This window comes from Flavobacterium xizangense (assembly GCF_054075145.1).
In genome coordinates, this window is the sequence record NZ_JBSIPG010000001.1 from 262,681 (window position 1) to 281,026 (window position 18,346).

The window sequence follows — 18,346 nt, forward strand, 5'->3', positions numbered from 1 at the left end:
TATTGCTGTTTTTTTAAGATAAAGCCTGCTCTAAATCGGCGATTAAATCTTCAGCATCTTCGATACCAACGCTTAATCTCACTAAATCATCAGTTATACCAACCTCGGCTCTTTTATCTGCAGGAATCGATGCATGCGTCATTAAAGCTGGATGATTTGCCAAAGATTCTACTCCGCCTAAAGATTCTGCTAAAGTAAATACCTTTAGTTTCTCTAAAAACGCAATAGAATCTTCTTTTTTGCCTGAAACAAAAGTAAACGAAACCATTCCGCCAAACGCTTTCATTTGCTTTTTAGCAATTTCGTGAAAAGGATGATTTTTTAATCCCGGATAATAAACCGTTTTAATTTTAGGATGATTACTCAAAAATTCCACTACTTTTTCTCCATTTTCACAATGTCTTTGAACTCTCAAAGAAAGTGTTTTAATTCCTCTTAAAACTAAAAAACTATCCATTGGCCCTAACGTTGCACCAGTTGCAAATTGTTGAAAATGCAATTGATCTCCTAAAGCTTCATCTTTTACAATTAAAGCTCCGGCAATAACATCAGAATGTCCTCCCAAATATTTTGTCGCTGAGTGCATCACAATATCAGCTCCTAAATCTAATGGTTTTTGTAAATAAGGTGTTGCAAAAGTATTATCTACTGCAAATAAAATTTTATGCGTTTTTGTAATTTTAGCAACCTCTTCGATATCAGCCAATTTCATTAATGGATTTGTTGGCGTTTCAACCCAAATCAATTTTGTATTTTCATTAATCAGCGATTTCAATTTCTCCAAATCGGTCATGTCAACAAAGTGAAATTTAATTCCAGAATCTTTATAAATTCTAGAAAACATTCGGTATGTTCCACCATATAAATCATCCATTGCAATGATTTCATCACCAGCTTTAAATGATCTCAAAATACAGTCTGTTGCTGCTAAACCAGACGAAAAAGCAAGTCCGCGAGTTCCGTTCTCAATACTTGCCAAAGCGTTTTCTAAAGCTGTACGAGTTGGATTTGAAGCTCGGCTATATTCATAATCTGCCAAAGGTTTTCCTGGGCTTGTCTGAATAAAAGTTGAAGTTTGATATACCGGAGGCATTACTGCACCTGTACTTGGATCATGATGCTGGCCACCATGTATTACTTTAGTATTGAATTTCATATAGTTACAAATTTTAATTCTATAAATGCTGTACAAATTTACCGTTTAATTTATTCTAATCCTGAAACAAGTTCTTACCTTTGTATATAATTAACACTTTTCGATATAAAACCACTGACATTCAGACTATTGCCAAAATAAAATTCATTTCAAAAAAAGTGTTACCTTTTATGTCTGCTAACAAATAACTTCCACATATATGAAACATTATACTTTTTTAGTCTTTTTGTTTTTGATATTCACAAGTTGTAACAAAGAGCTTTCATTTGAAAATGAAACGTTTGAAAAAAAATCTGCCATTCCCTGCAAAAGCGATTGTCCTATAATCACTATTGAAGTTCCAATTGCAAAAAATGTAAAAATTACCGCAGATAGTATCAATAAAAAAGTTTTCAAAGTCGTAAAAGAGATTGTTTATTTTGACGAAAATCCTGCAAAAGCAACCAATTACAATATTCTCACAGAATCATTTATTTCATCTTATGAAGAAATGCATAAAAAATTTCCAACTGAGACTTTTGGTTGGGAAGGAAAAATCATCGGAAATGTCGAATTCCATTCTGAAGAAATTTTAAACATCAAAATTGATCACTATACTTTTACCGGCGGCGCCCATGGCTATCAAGGTTTTAAATCCTTATTATTTGACCCTAAGACCGGAAAAACAATTTTTAATGATCAATTATTCAAAAATGAAAAAGCGTTTCAGGCTTTTGCCGAGAAAAAATTCCGGGAAAAATATAAAATCCCCACAAAAGCAAATATCAATGCAACCGGTTTAATGTTTGAAAACGACAAATTTCAATTGCCAAAAAATATTTTTTATACTGAGGAAGGTCTTCTGTTATACTACAACTCTTATGAAGCAGCTTCTTATGCTGATGGTCCAAAAGAAATCTTATTTCCGTATGATGAAGTAAACCAATATTTGAAATATCATTAAAAAGATTCTAAGGTTCTAAGTTGCTAAGATTCTAAGTTTTTTTACTCAAATTTAAAAGTTTATTGCACTGCAGTGCGTCTCTATAGAAAACCTTTGCACCTCTGTTACTTTGTACCTTTGTGCCTTTTTTTTTACTGAACATCATATTTCATTTTACGAAGAATTCTTAAAGCTTCTTTAAAAGACAAATAGACTTGTGGAAAAGGTTTTAAAAGTAATTTTGAATCGATCAGTTTTTGTTTGGCTTCATCAAAACCATTCAGATAACAAATCATAAAAGTAGAAGGAAGATTTTCCAGATCAATCAATTCTCGTTCAGACAAAACGATTCCTTTTTGTAATTTTTGAAGCAACGCCATATTAGAATTGTAAATATGATACAGCATTTTACGATTGAATTCGGGAGGCTGAAAAAGTATTTTTCGATCGATTTTATAATACCCATTATCAAAAAAATGAATCGTTTGCTCTTCGAGCGGATAATAACTTGTTTTGTCATTTAATCCCAAGGGAACATATTCGGTAATTGTAAAGCTGTCGTCATTATAAACAATCGTCACAACATCCTGAGCCGAATAAAAAAGCTTAATTTGTTCATTGATCAACTCAATATCAACTCTGGAAAGAAAGGTCTTGTCTCGGGATTTTTTAGGAACTCCCGCCCAACAAATCACAAATAACTCTTTGAAAACATGATATTTCGGCGACATATCTTTATGTCTGAAATTCATAAAATCAAAAACACCATCCAGAGTATATTGTATGCTATTTCGGGAACTGTTTTCGATTCCAATTACAGTTTCGGTATTTTGATAGTTTTTCTCGACTTCTTCATGATTTTCTAAAGGAATCGAATTGCTTCCCCGCCTCACAAAAACACTATTTGCAACAATCGTGTGAATACCTTTTTTAAAATAGGAAATTTTACTTTTCGGCTTAATTGTAACCAAACCAATTACTTTGTCTTTAGGCAGATTTGGAAATGGTACGTTTTCATATTGAATCTTTGGCGGATTTTCCAAAAAAGCATTTACCAGATTTTGAATTCGGCTGTCATCGAAAAAATCGTCGCCAACAATTTCATTATCCTGATCTTCAACACCAACAACAATATAAGAGTTGTTTGTTGGATTTGAATTTGACAATGCGCAAATGTGCTTCAGGAACTTTCCTTTTCCTTCTCGCGTATGCAAATTCAGCTGCCTTTTTTTGTCATAAAAACTGCTCTCGTCATTGTGAGCAAGTAAATTTTTTATCAAAAGGCGCTTATTAATCATTTACTGTAGATTATGAGACTTCTTAGAAATTTAGACTTCTTGGATTATGATTTTCAGATTCCTAAGATAATCTAAATTTCTAAGAAGTCTAACGATCTAATTTTAAATATTTTTCTTGACAATTGTTGCAGAAGCCTGTGCCGTTGGAAATACAATCAAATCAGCAATATTAACATGATACTTTCTTGAAACTACAAAATGAATAATATCTGCAATATCTTCAGCCTGCAATGCATCTAAACCTTTATACACATTTGAAGCTCTGTCAGCATCTCCTTTAAAACGCACTTCACTAAATTCAGTTTCTACCATTCCCGGATGAATTGCCCCCACTCTAATTCCGTAAGGATTCAAATCCATTCGCATTCCGTTGTTGATTGCATCTACGGCATGTTTTGAAGCACAATAAACGTTTCCATTTGGATAAACTTCTTTCCCTGCAATTGATCCGATATTGATAATATGTCCCGATTTTCTCTCAATCATCTGTGGAATAATTGCTTTAGAAACATACAAAAGTCCTTTTACATTAATATCAATCATAGCATCCCAATCATCAATATCTCCATTTTGAATCGGATCTAAACCATGTGCATTTCCAGCATTATTGATTAAAACATCAATTGTTGAAAAATCTTCTGGCAAAGAATTAATTTCTGAGAAAACGGCATCTTTGTCCCGAACATCAAAAGATAAAGAATGTACTTCTGTAAAAGCAGAAAGTTCTTTTTCCAATTCTTCTAAACGATCCTTACGTCTTCCACAAAGGATAACTTTATAATTGTTTTTTGCCAATATTTGTGCGGTTGCTTTTCCAATTCCGCTTGTTGCACCAGTAATTAGGGCTGTTTTTTTCATTCTTGTTTTTATTTTTTAACCACCTATTTTACAGATTATAATGATTTTATATCTGTGTAAATCGGTTTAATCTGTAAAATCTGTGGCCAATATTTTTTTAATGGCATTTTAAGCTGAATACTAAAAATTAAGGTACATCGTCGCCCATACTTTCTGTCCAGATTGCAAACCAGTCTTCATTGTCCATATCTAATTCAACCGCTTTTAACAAAGATTGAATTCTGGCAACGTTAACAGTTCCTGCAATTGGAATAACTCCTGCCGGATGTTTTAAAATCCAGGCCAACAAAAGTGTATCTGCGCCTAAATGATATTTTTCCAAAAGCACTGAAAACAGTTTTTTCAAGCGGCGTGTTTTTTTGGTATCTTCTCTAAAAACAGTTCCAAGCGGATTCCATGACAGCGGACGTATTCCGTGTGTCTGCATATAATCCAAACTTCCGTCGGTCATTGCTTCAAAATGTGTTGCCGAAAATTGCACCTGATTAAAACTTACTTCTGTTTTCTGACGAATTAATTCGGTTTGAGAACTTGTAAAATTCGAAAGTCCGAAATCAATAATTTTTCCTTCCGATTTTAATTTTTCGACTGCTTCAGCAATCTCATCAGCCTGCATTAGCGGACTTGGTCTGTGCAATAAAAAAACATCGATAAAATCTGTTTTGAGTTTCTTCAGTGATTCTTCTACAGACCAAATTATATAGTCTTTAGAATAGTCATAATGTTTGATTTTTGTATTTCGGTTTTCATTGACCAACTGAATACCGCATTTTGTAATTAACTGTACTTTTTCGCGGGAAATTTTACTTGCTTTAAATGCTTTTCCAAATTCAGCTTCGGTGGTATAATCGCCATAAATATCAGCGTGATCAAAAGTGGTAATTTTGTTTTCGATACTAATTTGTATCAAGTTTTCCATTTCTTTAGCCGAAAGGTTTTTGTCCCAGATTCCCCAATTCATAGTGCCCGAAATAATAGGCGATAATGTTGTTTTGCTCATGGTTATATTGCGTTATTTTTGGTAATAAATATGCTTTTTAAAAACATATCCATCAAAGTTCTTAAAAATATAAAAATAGATTCACAATTCGTCCTTAAAATTAGGTGATTGGTCGAAGTTTTAACCATTCTTTAACATCTTACTTCTCAAAAAATATTCAATTTGCACTCTCAAAAACCGGACGTAAAAATCAAGAGTTTAAAAAAGCTTTTAAAAACATTTATATGGAAGAAAATACAACGACTTTAGACATTAGAGCGATCAATGAAAAAATTGAAAGAGAAAGTGCTTTTATAGACCTTCTTACAATGGAAATGAACAAAGTTATTGTGGGCCAGAAACACATGGTCGAACGTTTATTAATTGGTCTTTTAGGACAGGGACATATTTTACTTGAAGGAGTTCCTGGTTTGGCCAAGACTTTAGCAATCAACACGCTTTCTCAAGCGGTTCAAGGTTCTTTCAGCCGTATCCAGTTTACACCCGATTTATTGCCTGCCGATGTTATCGGAACAATGATTTATAATATTAAAGCAAACGAATTCTCGATAAAAAAAGGACCAATCTTTGCTAATTTCGTACTTGCCGATGAGATCAACCGTGCTCCTGCAAAAGTACAATCTGCACTTCTTGAGGCGATGCAGGAAAAACAAGTAACTATTGGTGACACCACTTTCAAATTGGATCGTCCTTTTTTAGTTCTTGCCACTCAAAACCCGGTTGAACAAGAAGGAACATACCAGCTTCCTGAAGCTCAGGTTGACCGTTTCATGCTAAAAACGGTTATCGATTATCCAAAAATTGACGAAGAACGATTTGTTATTCGCCAAAACTTAAAAGGATCTTACGAAAAAGTAAACCCAGTGGTTTCTGTAGATCAAATTTTACGTGCTCAAGAAGCTGTTCGTGAAGTTTATATGGATGAAAAAATCGAAAAATATATCTTAGATATCATTTTTGCTACACGTTACCCAGAAAAATACAAATTAGCCGATTTAAAACCACTTATCAGTTTTGGAGCTTCTCCTCGTGGAAGTATCAACTTGGCTAATGCTGCTAAATGCTATGCTTTCATCAAACGACGTGGTTACGTAATTCCAGAAGACGTTCGTGCCGTTGTTCACGATGTTTTACGTCACAGAGTTGGAATCACTTACGAAGCAGAAGCAGAAAACATTACTTCTGTAGACATTATCAACAAAATCGTAAACGAGATTGAGGTACCTTAAAAATAGTTTTCAGTTTTCAGTCACAGTAAACACATTACAATTAACTGCGACTGAAAACTGCGACTGAAAACTAAAGAAATGGATACAAAAGAGCTTTTAAAAAAAGTACGGAAAATAGAAATCAAGACCAAAAGACTGAGTAATCATATCTTTTCGGGAGAATACCACTCTTCATTTAAAGGACGAGGAATGACGTTTAGCGAGGTGCGTCAATACCAATACGGAGATGATATTCGTAACATCGATTGGAACGTAACCGCACGCTACAACGAAGCTCACGTTAAAGTATTTGAAGAAGAACGCGAATTAACCATGGTTTTAATGGTTGACATTTCGGGTTCTGAAGGTTTTGGTTCAAAAAGTCAGTTTAAAAAAGACATCGTAACCGAAATTGCGGCAACGATGGCTTTTTCGGCTACACAAAACAATGATAAAATTGGATTGATTTTATTTTCTGATAATGTTGAATTGTATATTCCACCAAAAAAAGGCCGTTCGCACGTTTTAAGAATCATTCGTGAATTAATCGAATTTGAACCAAAGAGCCACAAAACCGATATTTCTGAAGCTTTAAAATTTTTATCAGGAACTCAGAAAAAGAAAGCCATTGTTTTTATGATTTCAGATTTCATGTCTGAAAACTATGAGCAAACATTAAAAATTGCTTCAAAAAAACATGACCTTACCGGAGTTCGTGTGTATGATATTCGTGAGGAAAAAATTCCAAATTTAGGAATGGTGAACATGTTGGATGCAGAGACCGGAAAAACAATTTTGGTTGATACTGGTTCAAAAACAGTTCGAATGAACTATGAAAAACATTATCACGAAAGAGTAAATTATTTCAAGGAAACTTTCAGCAAATCTGGCGCTGGCGTGGTAAATACCAGAGTCGATGAAAATTATGTAACTAAATTATTAGGCTATTTCAAGTCTAGATAATTATCCCGAAACTTCGGGATTAGAGGGTTAGAATATTAGATTTTAAATATATCGTTTTTCAATTATAAAAAATATAATCTGCTTAAATCTGTGTAATTAATGTTCCATTTTTAAGCTTTCGTTTTAGACTAAAATCTGAAATCAAAAATCAAATGAAATTAAAATTTTACATATTCCTATTTTTACTTACATCGGCGGTTTTTGCACAGCAAAAGCAAGTCGAAACTAGTATTGATACCACAAAAAACAAAATTGGCACTGAGTTCAAGCTTACGCTGAAAACAGTTGTAAGTTCAAAATCGAAAGTTGTTTTTCCTAAACAAAAAACCTTTGGACCTTTAGAAGTTATTCAGTCGTACCCAGTTGATACCGTAAAGAAAGACGGCAATTATGAGCTGATCAAAAAATATGGACTAACACAATTTGATTCTGGAAAATATGTAATTCCGAGTGTTACGATTTTAATCGACAAAAAGCCTTTTTTCTCTGACTCTATCAAAGTTGAAGTTGCCAATGTAAAAGTCGATACTTTACAACAAAAAATGTACGATATCAAAGACATCAGCACTGCTGACGAAGGTTTAGGAAGCTGGTGGAAATATGTTTTAGCATTAGTAATTATTCTTGGTATTGGAGCATTTGTATATTGGTACGTAAAGAAACGTCAGCAAAAGAAAATTGAAGAAGAAGTTTATAAAACACCAATTGAAAAAGCGACGAGCTTATTAAACAATTTGGAACAAAAAGAACTTGTTCAAAAAGGTGAAATCAAAGAATATTATAGCGAACTTACTGATATTGCCAGAAATTATATTGAAGAAGCCATTCACATTCCAGCAATGGAAAGCACAACTTCTGAATTAATTCAAGCAATCAGAACCGCTTCGACTAAAAAGAAAATGACTTTAACACCTGAAACCGTTGAAAATTTAGAACGCGTTTTACGTCAGGCGGATTTGGTAAAGTTTGCAAAATCAAAACCATTGGATTTTGAAATTACTGAAGACCGAAACAAAATCCAAAAAGTGATTTTAACACTTGATAATGCAATTCCGACGGAAATTCCATCAGAAGAAGATGAATTATTGAATGAAGCTCAAAGACAAAAGCAGATTAAACTTCAATTAAAGAAACAAAGAAATAAACGAATTACGATTGCTGTCGCATCTGTTTTTGGTTTATTGATTGTAACGACAGCTGTTTTAATTGCTGTAAAAGGTTTCACTAATGTAAAAGATACCGTCTTAATGAACCCTACAAAACGCCTTTTGGAAAGCGAATGGATAAAAAGTGAATACGGAAATCCAGGAGTTTTACTTGAAACGCCACAAGTTTTAAAACGAGTGGATCCGCTAAAAGTTCTTCCGAAAGATGCAATGGCTTTGATTAAGGAAATGCAACTTTTTGTTTACGGAGGCATGACGGACAATTTTTACATTGCAGTTTCAACAAGTAAATTTAAAACGCCGACTGAAATCGATTTGGCCAAAACATTAGAAGGTTCATTAAAAGTTATTGAATCCCAAGGCGGACAAAATATAATTGTAAAACAAGAAGATTACCAAACAAACGAAGGTGTTCAGGGTTTAAAAGGATATGGAACAATGACAGTTATAAATCCTCTTACCAAAAGCAGTACAAAAGTATATTATGAAATTCTTTTGTTTAAACAAGAACAAGGATTGCAGCAAATTATTATTTCGCACGAAGAAGGCGACAGCTACGGAAATACGATTACTGACCGAATTTTAAATTCTGTTGAACTTAGAAAAGCTAGTAACTAATGGGAAAGATCACTTTTTTAAATCCAGAATTCTTTTGGCTGTTTCTTTTGATTCCGGTTGTGATTACTTGGTACTTCTGGAAACGAAACCAACAATCTGCAACTTTAAAAATGAGTTCAACTGTAGGTTTTAAAAACAGCGAATCACTGTTGACAAAACTAAAACCGTGTTTATATGTTTTCAGGATTATTGCTTTATGTTCATTAATTATTGCCTTAGCAAGACCAAGAACAGTTGACATCAGCAATCAGACCAAAACAACAAAAGGAATTGATATTGTAATGGCAATTGACGTTTCTGGAAGTATGCTGGCAAAAGATTTGAAGCCAAACCGTATGGAAGCCTTAAAAAGAGTAGCTGCAGATTTTGTTGGCGAAAGACCAAATGACCGAATCGGATTGGTTTTATACGCATCAGAAGCTTATACTAAAACTCCAGTTACAAGTGATAAAGCGATTATTCTTGAAGCAATAAAAGGCATTAAGTACGATACAGCATTACAAGACGGAACCGGAATTGGAATGGGACTGGCAACAGCAGTTAACCGATTAAAAGACAGTAAAGCAAAAAGCCGCGTTATTATTTTATTGACAGATGGTGTAAACAATGCCGGATTTATTGAGCCAGAAACTGCTGCAGATATTGCAAAACAATACGGAATCAAAGTTTACACAATTGGATTAGGAACAAATGGAATGGCTGAATCTCCATATGCATATGGACCAAATGGTGGTTTCTTGTTCAAAATGCAAAAGGTAGAAATTGATGAGCAGTTAATGAAAAGCATTGCGCGCAAAACGGACGGAACGTATTTTAGAGCAACCAGCAATGACAGACTAGCTCAAATTTATAATGCAATCAATAAATTAGAAACAACAGAAATACAGGAATTGAAGTTCTACGATTATGACGAGAAATACCGATTTTTTGTTTCATTGGCAGTCTTTTTATTACTGCTGGAAGTTGGTTTAAGAAATACGGTTTACAGAAGCTTCATTTAATTTTGGATTAAAAAAAATCTAAAATCTAAATTCAGAAATCTAAAATGTAAAATGGAATTAGACGAAAAAAAATATTTATACCTTTTATTTTTACTACCGATTTTGGTGTGTATTTTTCTTTTCAATGTATATTGGAAAAGAAAAAAACAGCGCGAATTTGGTGATATAGAAATGGTCAAAAAACTGAGCCCTGAAAGTTCTGTTTTTAAACCAGTATTAAAATTATCGATTATCCTTTTGGCTCTTGCTTGTTTGATTATTGGACTTGTAAATCCAAAAATTGGGACAAAAATGGAAACCGTTAAACGCGAAGGAATCGATATTGTTTTTGCTGTCGACGTTTCTAAAAGTATGCTAGCCGAAGATGTGGCGCCAAATCGTCTTGAAAAAAGTAAACAAATTGTTTCGCAAATCATTAATCAATTAGGAAGTGACCGAATTGGAATTGTAGCTTACGCCGGAAGTGCTTTTCCTGTTTTACCAATTACTACTGATTATAGTGTTGCTAAAATGTTCCTGCAAAGTATGACTCCGGATATGGTTTCATCTCAGGGAACTTCGCTTGATGAAGCAATTCGTTTATCATCAACTTATTTTGATGAAAAAAGCAAAACAAGCAAATTACTGATTTTGATCTCTGATGGAGAAGATCATTCCGAAGGCGCTTCTGCAGCTGCGGAAGAAGCCAATAAATTGGGAATGAAAATCATTACAATTGGAGTTGGAACTGAAAAAGGAGGAACAATTCCGCTAAAAGAAAATGGCATTGTTAGAAATCATCAGAAAGATCAAAACGGAGAAATTGTTATAACTAAATTAAATCAGGAAGGTTTAAAAACTATTGCAAAAGCAACAAAAGGCGGTTATGTTTACGGTGGCAATACCAAAGAAGTTTTGGATTATGTAAAAAATGCTTTAAACAACATTCAGAAAACAGAGTTTGAAGCAACGCAAATGGCCGAATTCCAATCGCAGTTTCAATGGTTTCTTGGTTTCGCTTTTCTATTATTATTCTTAGATATTTTCCTTTTGGAAAGAAAAACAAACTGGATAAAAGAGTTGAATTTATTTAATGAAAAGAAATAATTGTTCCGCAAAATTCCCGGAACAAAAAAATAAAAAATTTAGAATGAAAAATTTACTTCTTTATATTTTACTAACGTTTTCCTTAGCAGTTTCTGCTCAGGAAAAAGACAAAACATTGCCAAACGGGAACGAAGAATATAAACAGAATAAATTTGTTGATGCCGAAGCGAATTACAGAATTTCACAATCAAAATTTCCAAAAAAAGCAGCTGCTTCGTACAACTTAGGAAACACCATTTATAAGCAAAATCAAATTTCGGAAGCCAAATATGCTTACGCGAAAGCGATAAAAAATGCTAAAACAAGACCTGAAAAACATACTGCTTATCACAATTTAGGAAATGTTTTCATGAAAGAGAAAGATTATACGCAGGCAGTTGAAGCATACAAACAAGCATTACGAAATGATCCAACTGATGATGAAACGCGTTACAATTATGCCTTGGCGAAACAAAAGTTAAAAGAAAATCCTCCTAAAAACGACAATAAAGACAAGAATAAAGACAAAGACAAAGACAAGGATAAGAATAAAGACAAAGACAAGGACAAAGATAAAAACAAGGACAAGGATAAAGATAAAAAAGACGATAAAGGCGATAAAGACAAGGACAAAAAAGATGGCAAAAATGACCCGAAGAAAGATGACAAATCTGACAATAACGGACAGCCAAAACCACAACCTGGAGGAATATCAAAAGATCGTGTTCAAAATTTATTAGATGCGGTAAACAATGAAGAGAAAAAAGTTCAGGATAAAGTAAACGCTCAAAAAGTAAAAGGAAGTCCTAAAAAAACAGAAAAAGACTGGTAGGCTTTCTGGGTTTAATCGTTTAACTGTTTATTCGATTAAACAAATAAACAGTTAAACGATTAAGCAATATATAAACGATTAAACGGTTAAAACAAATAAACGATTAAACAACTTAATGAAAAGATTTTTAATTTTATTTCTATTCACTTTTCAAGGACTTTTGGCACAAGTTCAGTTTGAAGCCAGAGTCAGCAAAAACACGCTTGGCCTCAACGAAAGACTTCGAATTGACTTCATCATGAATGTTGATGGGGACAACTTTGAACAGCCAAATTTTGACGGATTTAAAGTTGTAGCCGGACCAAGTCAACAAATAAGCCAGTCATGGATTAACGGTAGAAGTTCTTTTCAAAAAATTTACTCTTATATTTTACAACCAGAGAAAAAAGGAAATGTAACGATTCGTCAGGCCGCAATTGAATTTAATGGACAGATTTACAAAACTTCGCCTATAAAAATTGTTGTTACAAATGCCGTTGCTCAAGAAAGAGATCCAAATGAAAGACCACAAGGACAAGGAAGTGAAACGCTTAATTTGGTTGCTGAAATTTCAAAAACAAATCCGTATCTGAACGAACCAATCACGGTTGTTTACAAATTGTATTTCAATAATATTGGGGTTACTGGTTTTAAAGAATTGGCAAAACCAAAATACAATGATTTTTGGAATCAGAACATCGACATTAAGCAATTATCAATTGAAGAAGGAAGTTTTCAGGGTCAAAGATGCTATTTTGTGATTTTGAAAAAAACAATCCTGTATCCTCAAAAATCAGGCAAATTAACAATCGAACCGCTTTCATTGGATATTGGTGTACAATTGCCAACAAATCGTCGTGATATGTTTGGTCAAATGATTATTACCGATGACAATAAAGTAGTTTCGGCCGGAGCCAAAACAATAAACGTTAAACCGCTTCCTGAAACTGGAAAACCAGAAGGTTTCAGTGGCGCTGTTGGAAAATTCAACTTTATTGTTACACCATCTAAAACAAGTGTAAAAAGCGGCGAAGGTTTGGATTTAGTTGTAAGTGCTTCCGGAAGCGGAAACATGAAACTGTTTACTTTGCCAAAACCAGTTGTTCCAAATGCGCTGGAAATGTACGATCCGGTTCATGATGAAAAAGTGACTACTTCTTTAACTGGTATGTCGGGAAGAATTTCAGATAAATATACTATTGTACCGCAATACAAAGGAAAATACATTATTAAACCAATGCAGTTTTCGTATTTTGATTTGAGTACAAGTTCATACAAAACGATCACTTCGCAGGAAATTGCAATTGATGTCTTAGACGGTCCAATGCAGGCTGAAGCAAATAACACAGCAAATGCGGCTAAAAATGTTATTTCGAAAACAGATCAGTTTAAATATATCAAATCAAGAACTACATTAGTTTCTGTCGAAAAAGATGATTTTTATGGTTCTGATTTGTATTATGCCTTATTGTTTGCACCTTTCATTATTTTGCCAATTATCATCATTGCCAAAAAGAAAAAAGAAGCAATTGATGGCGATGTGACTGGAAACCGAATCAAAATGAACAATAAGCTGGCTAAGAAATATTTGTCTGAAGCTAAAAAACAGCTTAACAATAAAGAACCTTTTTATATTGCGCTGGAAAAAGCAATGCATAATTTCCTAAAAGCGAAACTGCATATTGAAACTTCAGAGATGAGTAAAGACAATATTCGTGAATTGCTGTTGTCAAGAAATGCAAACCCAGAATCAGTTCAAAGTTTTATTAATTTGACTGAAAACTGCGAATTTGCACGATATGCTCCGGCATCTAGCGCTTCGATTCAGCAAGATTTTGACAAAGCCGTTTTGATTATTTCAGAATTAGAAAAACAGATCGTTTAGTTTAAAGAAAATAAAATGAAAAATATAGTCTATCTCTTTTTATTCATCACACAGGTTTTCTTTGCTCAAAGCTTTGAAAAAGGAAATGCCATGTATCAAAGAGGCAATTATCAGGAAGCTATTCAGGCTTATGAAGGGGTTATAAAAGAAAACAAGCAAGAATCGGCTGAATTGTATTTCAATTTAGCTAACAGTTATTATAAGCTTAACAAAGTCGCACCCGCAATTTACAATTATGAAAAAGCTTTAGTTTTAAAACCTCATGATCCGGAAACACTGAACAATTTAAAATTTGCCAAAAAACTAACAATTGACGAAATTAAAGAAGTTCCGAAAGTAGGTTTTGCAAAACTGATACAGAATTTTACTGGTATTTTCAATTATAATACCTGGGCAAAAATTTCGGTTGGAATCGCATTTCTTTTCTTGTTGAGTTTTATAGGTTATTACTTTTCACAACTGACGCTTACAAAAAGAATTTATTTCATTGGAATGTTTGCTCTTTTGGTTGCTTTAGGATTGAGTGTTTCGGCCGGAATGTCTGAAAAAAATCATTTCGATAATGATCGCCCTGCAATTGTTTTTGCTGAATTAAGCGAAGTAAGAAGCGAGCCTCAAAAAGGTGGCGCAGCAATTTTCCTATTACACGAAGGTGCAAAAGTTTATGTAACCGAAGTTTTAGGCCAATGGAAAAAAATCGAATTAACTGATGGAACCGAAGGCTGGATTGATGGTTCGACTATTAAAGAAGTGAAATAAATTTGTAAAAATAATACACTAAAAAAATCCCAAATTCCAATTCTTGATCTGGAGTTTGGGATTTTTCATTTTATTCTTTAATATTCAGCAAATACAAATATGATATAAGATTTTTTTATAGCGAAATAAGTTTTAGTATCAAAAATATTATATCTGTTCAAGTGTCAAAATTTAAAAAGTGTAGATTTTTAAAGGCGTAACGCAATAATCCAACTTCACATCTGATTCAAAGACATCATCAATCTGATTTACGGCTTCAAAAAAAGAAAGTCCAATTTTTATCGTTTCTGGACGACATTCTGATAAAAATTTATCATAAAAACCTTTTCCATAGCCAATTCGGTTTCCATGAATATCAAATGCTAAAAGCGGCACAAAAACAACATCAATATTTGAGCTCTGGACCTGAAGGCCATTTACCGGTTCCGGAATATTGTATTCGTTTTTTTTAATTTTCGTATTATCGGTCAATAAAAAATGTGTCATCGTACGCGTTTCAAAATCACTTTTTGAAATCACAATTTCTTTATCTTTTCCTGAAAGCAAATGCAAAACAAACTCTGTATCGACTTCTTTATGTTCAACAATTGGAAGAAAAACATGGAAATAGGTTTTATCCCAAATCGGCAACGGAATTAAATTATTAGCAACAGCCAAACTTTTTTCTTCGATTTCCTCTTCAGAAAGTACTGTGCGCAGATTTTTGTAATATAATCGAAGTTCTTTTTTATTCGTCGGCATTTTCAGGGTTTTTAGAAATATGGTAAATAGCATCACCTTCGTAAACAATTGGCGAATGATTGGCATTAATTATAAATCCGTCATGAGGTGCTTTTACCTTTTGTTCAAATTTCCCAAAAGGATCTGTAATAATCGCCAGAATAGTTCCTTTTGTCACAAATCTCCCAATTAAATTAAAATCATGGAGCAAACCAGAACATTTTGCTCGAAGCCAAACGGAATTTTTAATATAAATTGAAGGCATCGGAGCCGCTTCGACAAGTTGTTTTGGATCAAGCATTCCAAGATAATTCAACAATCGTTTTGTTCCCATAACGCCTTCATTGGCAATATCGTTATTGATGTCCAACGATTTTCCACCTTCAAAAAGAAGCATTTTCACATTTGCTTTTTCAGAAGTATTTCTAAAAGAACCTCCAATATTTTTAGAGTACAAAGTAAATGGCGCATTAAAAACATCGGCCAACACTTTCAATTCGGGATTATTCTCCGTAATTCTGATTTGTGGAGCATTAAATCGGCTTGCGCCTCCAGCATGAAAATCTACTGCATAATCCAAAATCGGTAAAATTTCTTCAACGATGTGAAATGCAAATCGGCTGGCAAGAGAACCTTTTTTGCTTCCTGGAAAAACCCGGTTTAAATCTCGTCCGTCAGGAAACTCACGCGACTTGTTTACAAAACCATACATATTGATAATTGGAATACAAATTATGGTTCCGCGAGCAGGTTTATTGATTTTTTTGCTAATAATTTGCCGAACAATCTCAACGCCGTTTATTTCATCGCCATGAATTCCTGCCGAAAACAAAACAACAGGACCTTCAATTTTTGAACGGCGAACAATTACCGGAATATTAAGTTTTGTAGTAGTATGCAATCTTGCAATTTCAACATTGATCGTTCTGCTTTCTCCAGGCAAAATTGCTTCATCGAAGATAACTAAGGGCTTGCTATTTTTCATGTAGAATTATAAAAGCTAAATATAGAAATTATTCTTTTGATTTTGTAAATTTGAAACTAAATCGATAGTAAGCTTTTTTTGATAAATCGGAATGATTTTTGAAACTGCTTGTCATCTCTCTTCAGAAACAAAAAAGAATGCAAAAACCGTCCTTAGATCTTCAAATTCTAACCTTGCCAGACAATCCTGGCGTATATCAATATTACGATAAAGACGGAAAGATATTATATGTTGGAAAAGCCAAAAATTTAAAAAAAAGGGTTTCCTCCTATTTCAATAAAATTCATGATACGGCTAAAACGAATGTTTTGGTCAAAAAAATTGTGACCATAAAACACATTGTCGTTCCAACAGAAACCGACGCGCTTTTACTGGAAAACAATTTAATAAAAACACTTCAGCCTCGTTATAATGTATTACTTCGTGATGACAAAAGTTATCCTTGGATTTGCATTAAAAAAGAACCTTTTTCGAGAATATTTTCTACCCGAAGAATGGTTAAAGACGGTTCTGAATATTTTGGACCGTACACTAATTTCAAGACAGTTCATACGATTTTGGAATTGATAAAAGAATTATATCCGCTGCGAACCTGCAATTATGATTTAAGCAAATCCAATATTGATTCCGGAAAATTCAAAGTTTGTCTGGAATATCATATTGGCAATTGCAAAGGTCCGTGCGAAGGTTTAGAACCTTTAGAAGAATACCAAAGACAAGTCGATGCAATTCGTGAAATTTTGAAAGGAAACTTCAAAGAAAGTTTAAAGGATTTTAAGAAATTGATGAACAATTATGCGCAAAACCTCCAATTTGAAGAAGCACAAAAAATCAAAGAAAAAATCGAAGTTTTGGAAAACTATCAATCCAAATCTACGATCATAAATCCGAAGATTACAAATATTGACGTTTTCTCCATTGTTTCAGACGAAAGTGCTGCTTATGTAAACTTTCTGCAGATTTCGCATGGTTCTATTATTCGTTCGCATACTTTGGAAATGAAGAAAAAACTGGACGAAACTGACGAAGAATTACTAGAATTAGCAATCGTCGAACTTCGTGAACGCTTTCAATTATTATCAAAAGAAATTATTGTTCCGTTTGAGATTGATTTGGGTGAAAATATTAAAACAACTGTTCCACAGCTTGGTGATAAAAAACAGATCCTGGATTTGTCGATTAGAAATGCCAAATTTTACCGAATCGAACAATTAAAACAATTGCAAATTGTAGATCCTGACCGACATACCAACCGAATTATGGCACAAATGCAAAAAGATTTGCGTCTTCCGGTTGAACCACGTCATATTGAATGTTTTGATAACTCGAACATTCAGGGAACAAATCCGGTTGCGGCATGCGTTGTTTTTAAAGATGGAAAACCAAGTAAAAAAGATTACCGTCATTTTAATGTGAAAACGGTTGAAGGCCCTGACGATTTTGCTTCGATGACTGAAATTGTGGGCAGACGTTATAAAAGATTGTTGGAAGAAAATGAACCTTTGCCGCAATTAATTATTATTGATGGTGGAAAAGGACAATTATCGGCCGCGTTAAAAAGTATTGATGAGCTGGGCTTGCGAGGAAAAATTGCTATTATTGGAATTGCAAAACGTCTTGAAGAACTTTTTTATCCAGGTGATTCGATTCCTTTATATCTGGACAAAAAGTCGGAAACGCTAAAAGTAATTCAACAATTGCGTAACGAGGCGCATCGATTCGGAATTACGTTTCATCGTGACAAACGAAGCAAAGCAGCCTTGAATTCTTCGGTAGAAAGTATTCCTGGAATTGGCGAAAAAACAATGCTGACTTTGATTCAGCATTTTAAAAGTGTTAAAAGATTAAAATTAGCATCCGAAAAAGAAATTTCAGATGTAATTGGAGTTTCAAAAGCCAAAAAAATTGTCGACTTTTACAAAACCAACTAG

General features: G+C 33.6%; 16 protein-coding genes. 10 read left to right on the forward strand and 6 right to left on the reverse strand.

The window, feature by feature from the left end; genetic code table 11:
• Window positions 1-13 precede the first annotated feature (13 nt).
• Window positions 14-1,156, reverse strand: a complete 1,143-nt coding sequence (locus tag ACWA1B_RS01095) for a cystathionine gamma-synthase (protein WP_456903987.1) — start codon at window positions 1,154-1,156, stop codon at window positions 14-16.
• Between the two features lie 199 nt (window positions 1,157-1,355).
• Here ACWA1B_RS01095 and ACWA1B_RS01100 point away from each other — a divergent pair, with 199 nt between their 5' ends.
• The gene (locus ACWA1B_RS01100) at window positions 1,356-2,099 is read left to right on the forward strand and encodes a DUF3298 and DUF4163 domain-containing protein (protein WP_456903989.1); all 744 of its coding nucleotides are present in this window, start codon (window positions 1,356-1,358) and stop codon (window positions 2,097-2,099) included.
• 131 nt (window positions 2,100-2,230) lie between these two features.
• On the opposite strand, the gene ACWA1B_RS01105 is transcribed toward ACWA1B_RS01100, so the two are convergent.
• From ACWA1B_RS01105 to ACWA1B_RS01115, 3 genes are all read right to left on the reverse strand, one after another.
• A complete protein-coding gene (locus ACWA1B_RS01105; RefSeq protein ID WP_456903991.1) occupies window positions 2,231-3,376 on the reverse strand; it encodes an ATP-binding protein in 1,146 nt (381 codons plus the stop codon).
• A 102-nt stretch (window positions 3,377-3,478) separates the two neighbouring features.
• A complete protein-coding gene (locus ACWA1B_RS01110; RefSeq protein ID WP_456903993.1) occupies window positions 3,479-4,234 on the reverse strand; it encodes an SDR family NAD(P)-dependent oxidoreductase in 756 nt (251 codons plus the stop codon).
• 127 nt (window positions 4,235-4,361) lie between these two features.
• The gene (locus ACWA1B_RS01115; RefSeq protein ID WP_456903995.1) at window positions 4,362-5,234 is read right to left on the reverse strand and encodes an aldo/keto reductase; all 873 of its coding nucleotides are present in this window, start codon (window positions 5,232-5,234) and stop codon (window positions 4,362-4,364) included.
• Window positions 5,235-5,458: 224 nt separating this feature from the next.
• Between ACWA1B_RS01115 and ACWA1B_RS01120 the strand changes: the two genes are divergently transcribed.
• The 8 genes from ACWA1B_RS01120 to ACWA1B_RS01155 all read left to right on the forward strand — a co-directional run bounded on the left by ACWA1B_RS01120 (window position 5,459) and on the right by ACWA1B_RS01155 (window position 14,710).
• Window positions 5,459-6,463 carry an AAA family ATPase gene (locus tag ACWA1B_RS01120; protein WP_142451507.1) on the forward strand — a complete coding sequence of 335 codons (1,005 nt, stop codon included), beginning with the start codon at window positions 5,459-5,461 and terminating at the stop codon, window positions 6,461-6,463.
• 78 nt (window positions 6,464-6,541) lie between these two features.
• The gene (locus ACWA1B_RS01125) at window positions 6,542-7,405 is read left to right on the forward strand and encodes a DUF58 domain-containing protein (RefSeq protein WP_456903997.1); all 864 of its coding nucleotides are present in this window, start codon (window positions 6,542-6,544) and stop codon (window positions 7,403-7,405) included.
• A gap of 152 nt (window positions 7,406-7,557) precedes the next feature.
• On the forward strand, window positions 7,558-9,189 hold the full coding sequence (locus ACWA1B_RS01130) for a phenylalanine--tRNA ligase subunit alpha (RefSeq protein ID WP_456903999.1): 1,632 nt from the start codon (window positions 7,558-7,560) through the stop codon (window positions 9,187-9,189).
• The gene (locus ACWA1B_RS01135) at window positions 9,189-10,190 is read left to right on the forward strand and encodes a vWA domain-containing protein (RefSeq protein ID WP_456904001.1); all 1,002 of its coding nucleotides are present in this window, start codon (window positions 9,189-9,191) and stop codon (window positions 10,188-10,190) included. The genes ACWA1B_RS01130 and ACWA1B_RS01135 overlap by 1 nt, the downstream gene beginning before the upstream one ends.
• Before the next feature lie 51 nt (window positions 10,191-10,241).
• Window positions 10,242-11,276, forward strand: a complete 1,035-nt coding sequence (locus ACWA1B_RS01140) for a vWA domain-containing protein (RefSeq protein ID WP_035653057.1) — start codon at window positions 10,242-10,244, stop codon at window positions 11,274-11,276.
• Window positions 11,277-11,319: 43 nt separating this feature from the next.
• Window positions 11,320-12,087, forward strand: a complete 768-nt coding sequence (locus ACWA1B_RS01145; RefSeq protein WP_035653526.1) for a tetratricopeptide repeat protein — start codon at window positions 11,320-11,322, stop codon at window positions 12,085-12,087.
• A 115-nt stretch (window positions 12,088-12,202) separates the two neighbouring features.
• Window positions 12,203-13,951, forward strand: coding sequence for a BatD family protein (locus ACWA1B_RS01150; RefSeq protein ID WP_456904004.1), 1,749 nt, complete (start codon window positions 12,203-12,205; stop codon window positions 13,949-13,951).
• Window positions 13,952-13,966: 15 nt separating this feature from the next.
• On the forward strand, window positions 13,967-14,710 hold the full coding sequence (locus tag ACWA1B_RS01155; RefSeq protein WP_456904006.1) for a tetratricopeptide repeat protein: 744 nt from the start codon (window positions 13,967-13,969) through the stop codon (window positions 14,708-14,710).
• Between the two features lie 171 nt (window positions 14,711-14,881).
• Here the strand turns inward: ACWA1B_RS01155 and ACWA1B_RS01160 are convergent, their stop codons facing one another.
• Window positions 14,882-15,451, reverse strand: coding sequence for a 5-formyltetrahydrofolate cyclo-ligase (locus tag ACWA1B_RS01160; RefSeq protein WP_456904008.1), 570 nt, complete (start codon window positions 15,449-15,451; stop codon window positions 14,882-14,884).
• Window positions 15,438-16,415, reverse strand: a complete 978-nt coding sequence (locus tag ACWA1B_RS01165) for a succinylglutamate desuccinylase/aspartoacylase family protein (protein WP_456904010.1) — start codon at window positions 16,413-16,415, stop codon at window positions 15,438-15,440. The genes ACWA1B_RS01160 and ACWA1B_RS01165 overlap by 14 nt, the downstream gene beginning before the upstream one ends.
• 137 nt (window positions 16,416-16,552) lie before the next feature.
• Here ACWA1B_RS01165 and uvrC point away from each other — a divergent pair, with 137 nt between their 5' ends.
• Entirely contained in the window at window positions 16,553-18,346 is a 1,794-nt protein-coding gene (gene uvrC / locus ACWA1B_RS01170) for an excinuclease ABC subunit UvrC (RefSeq protein ID WP_456904011.1), read from the forward strand.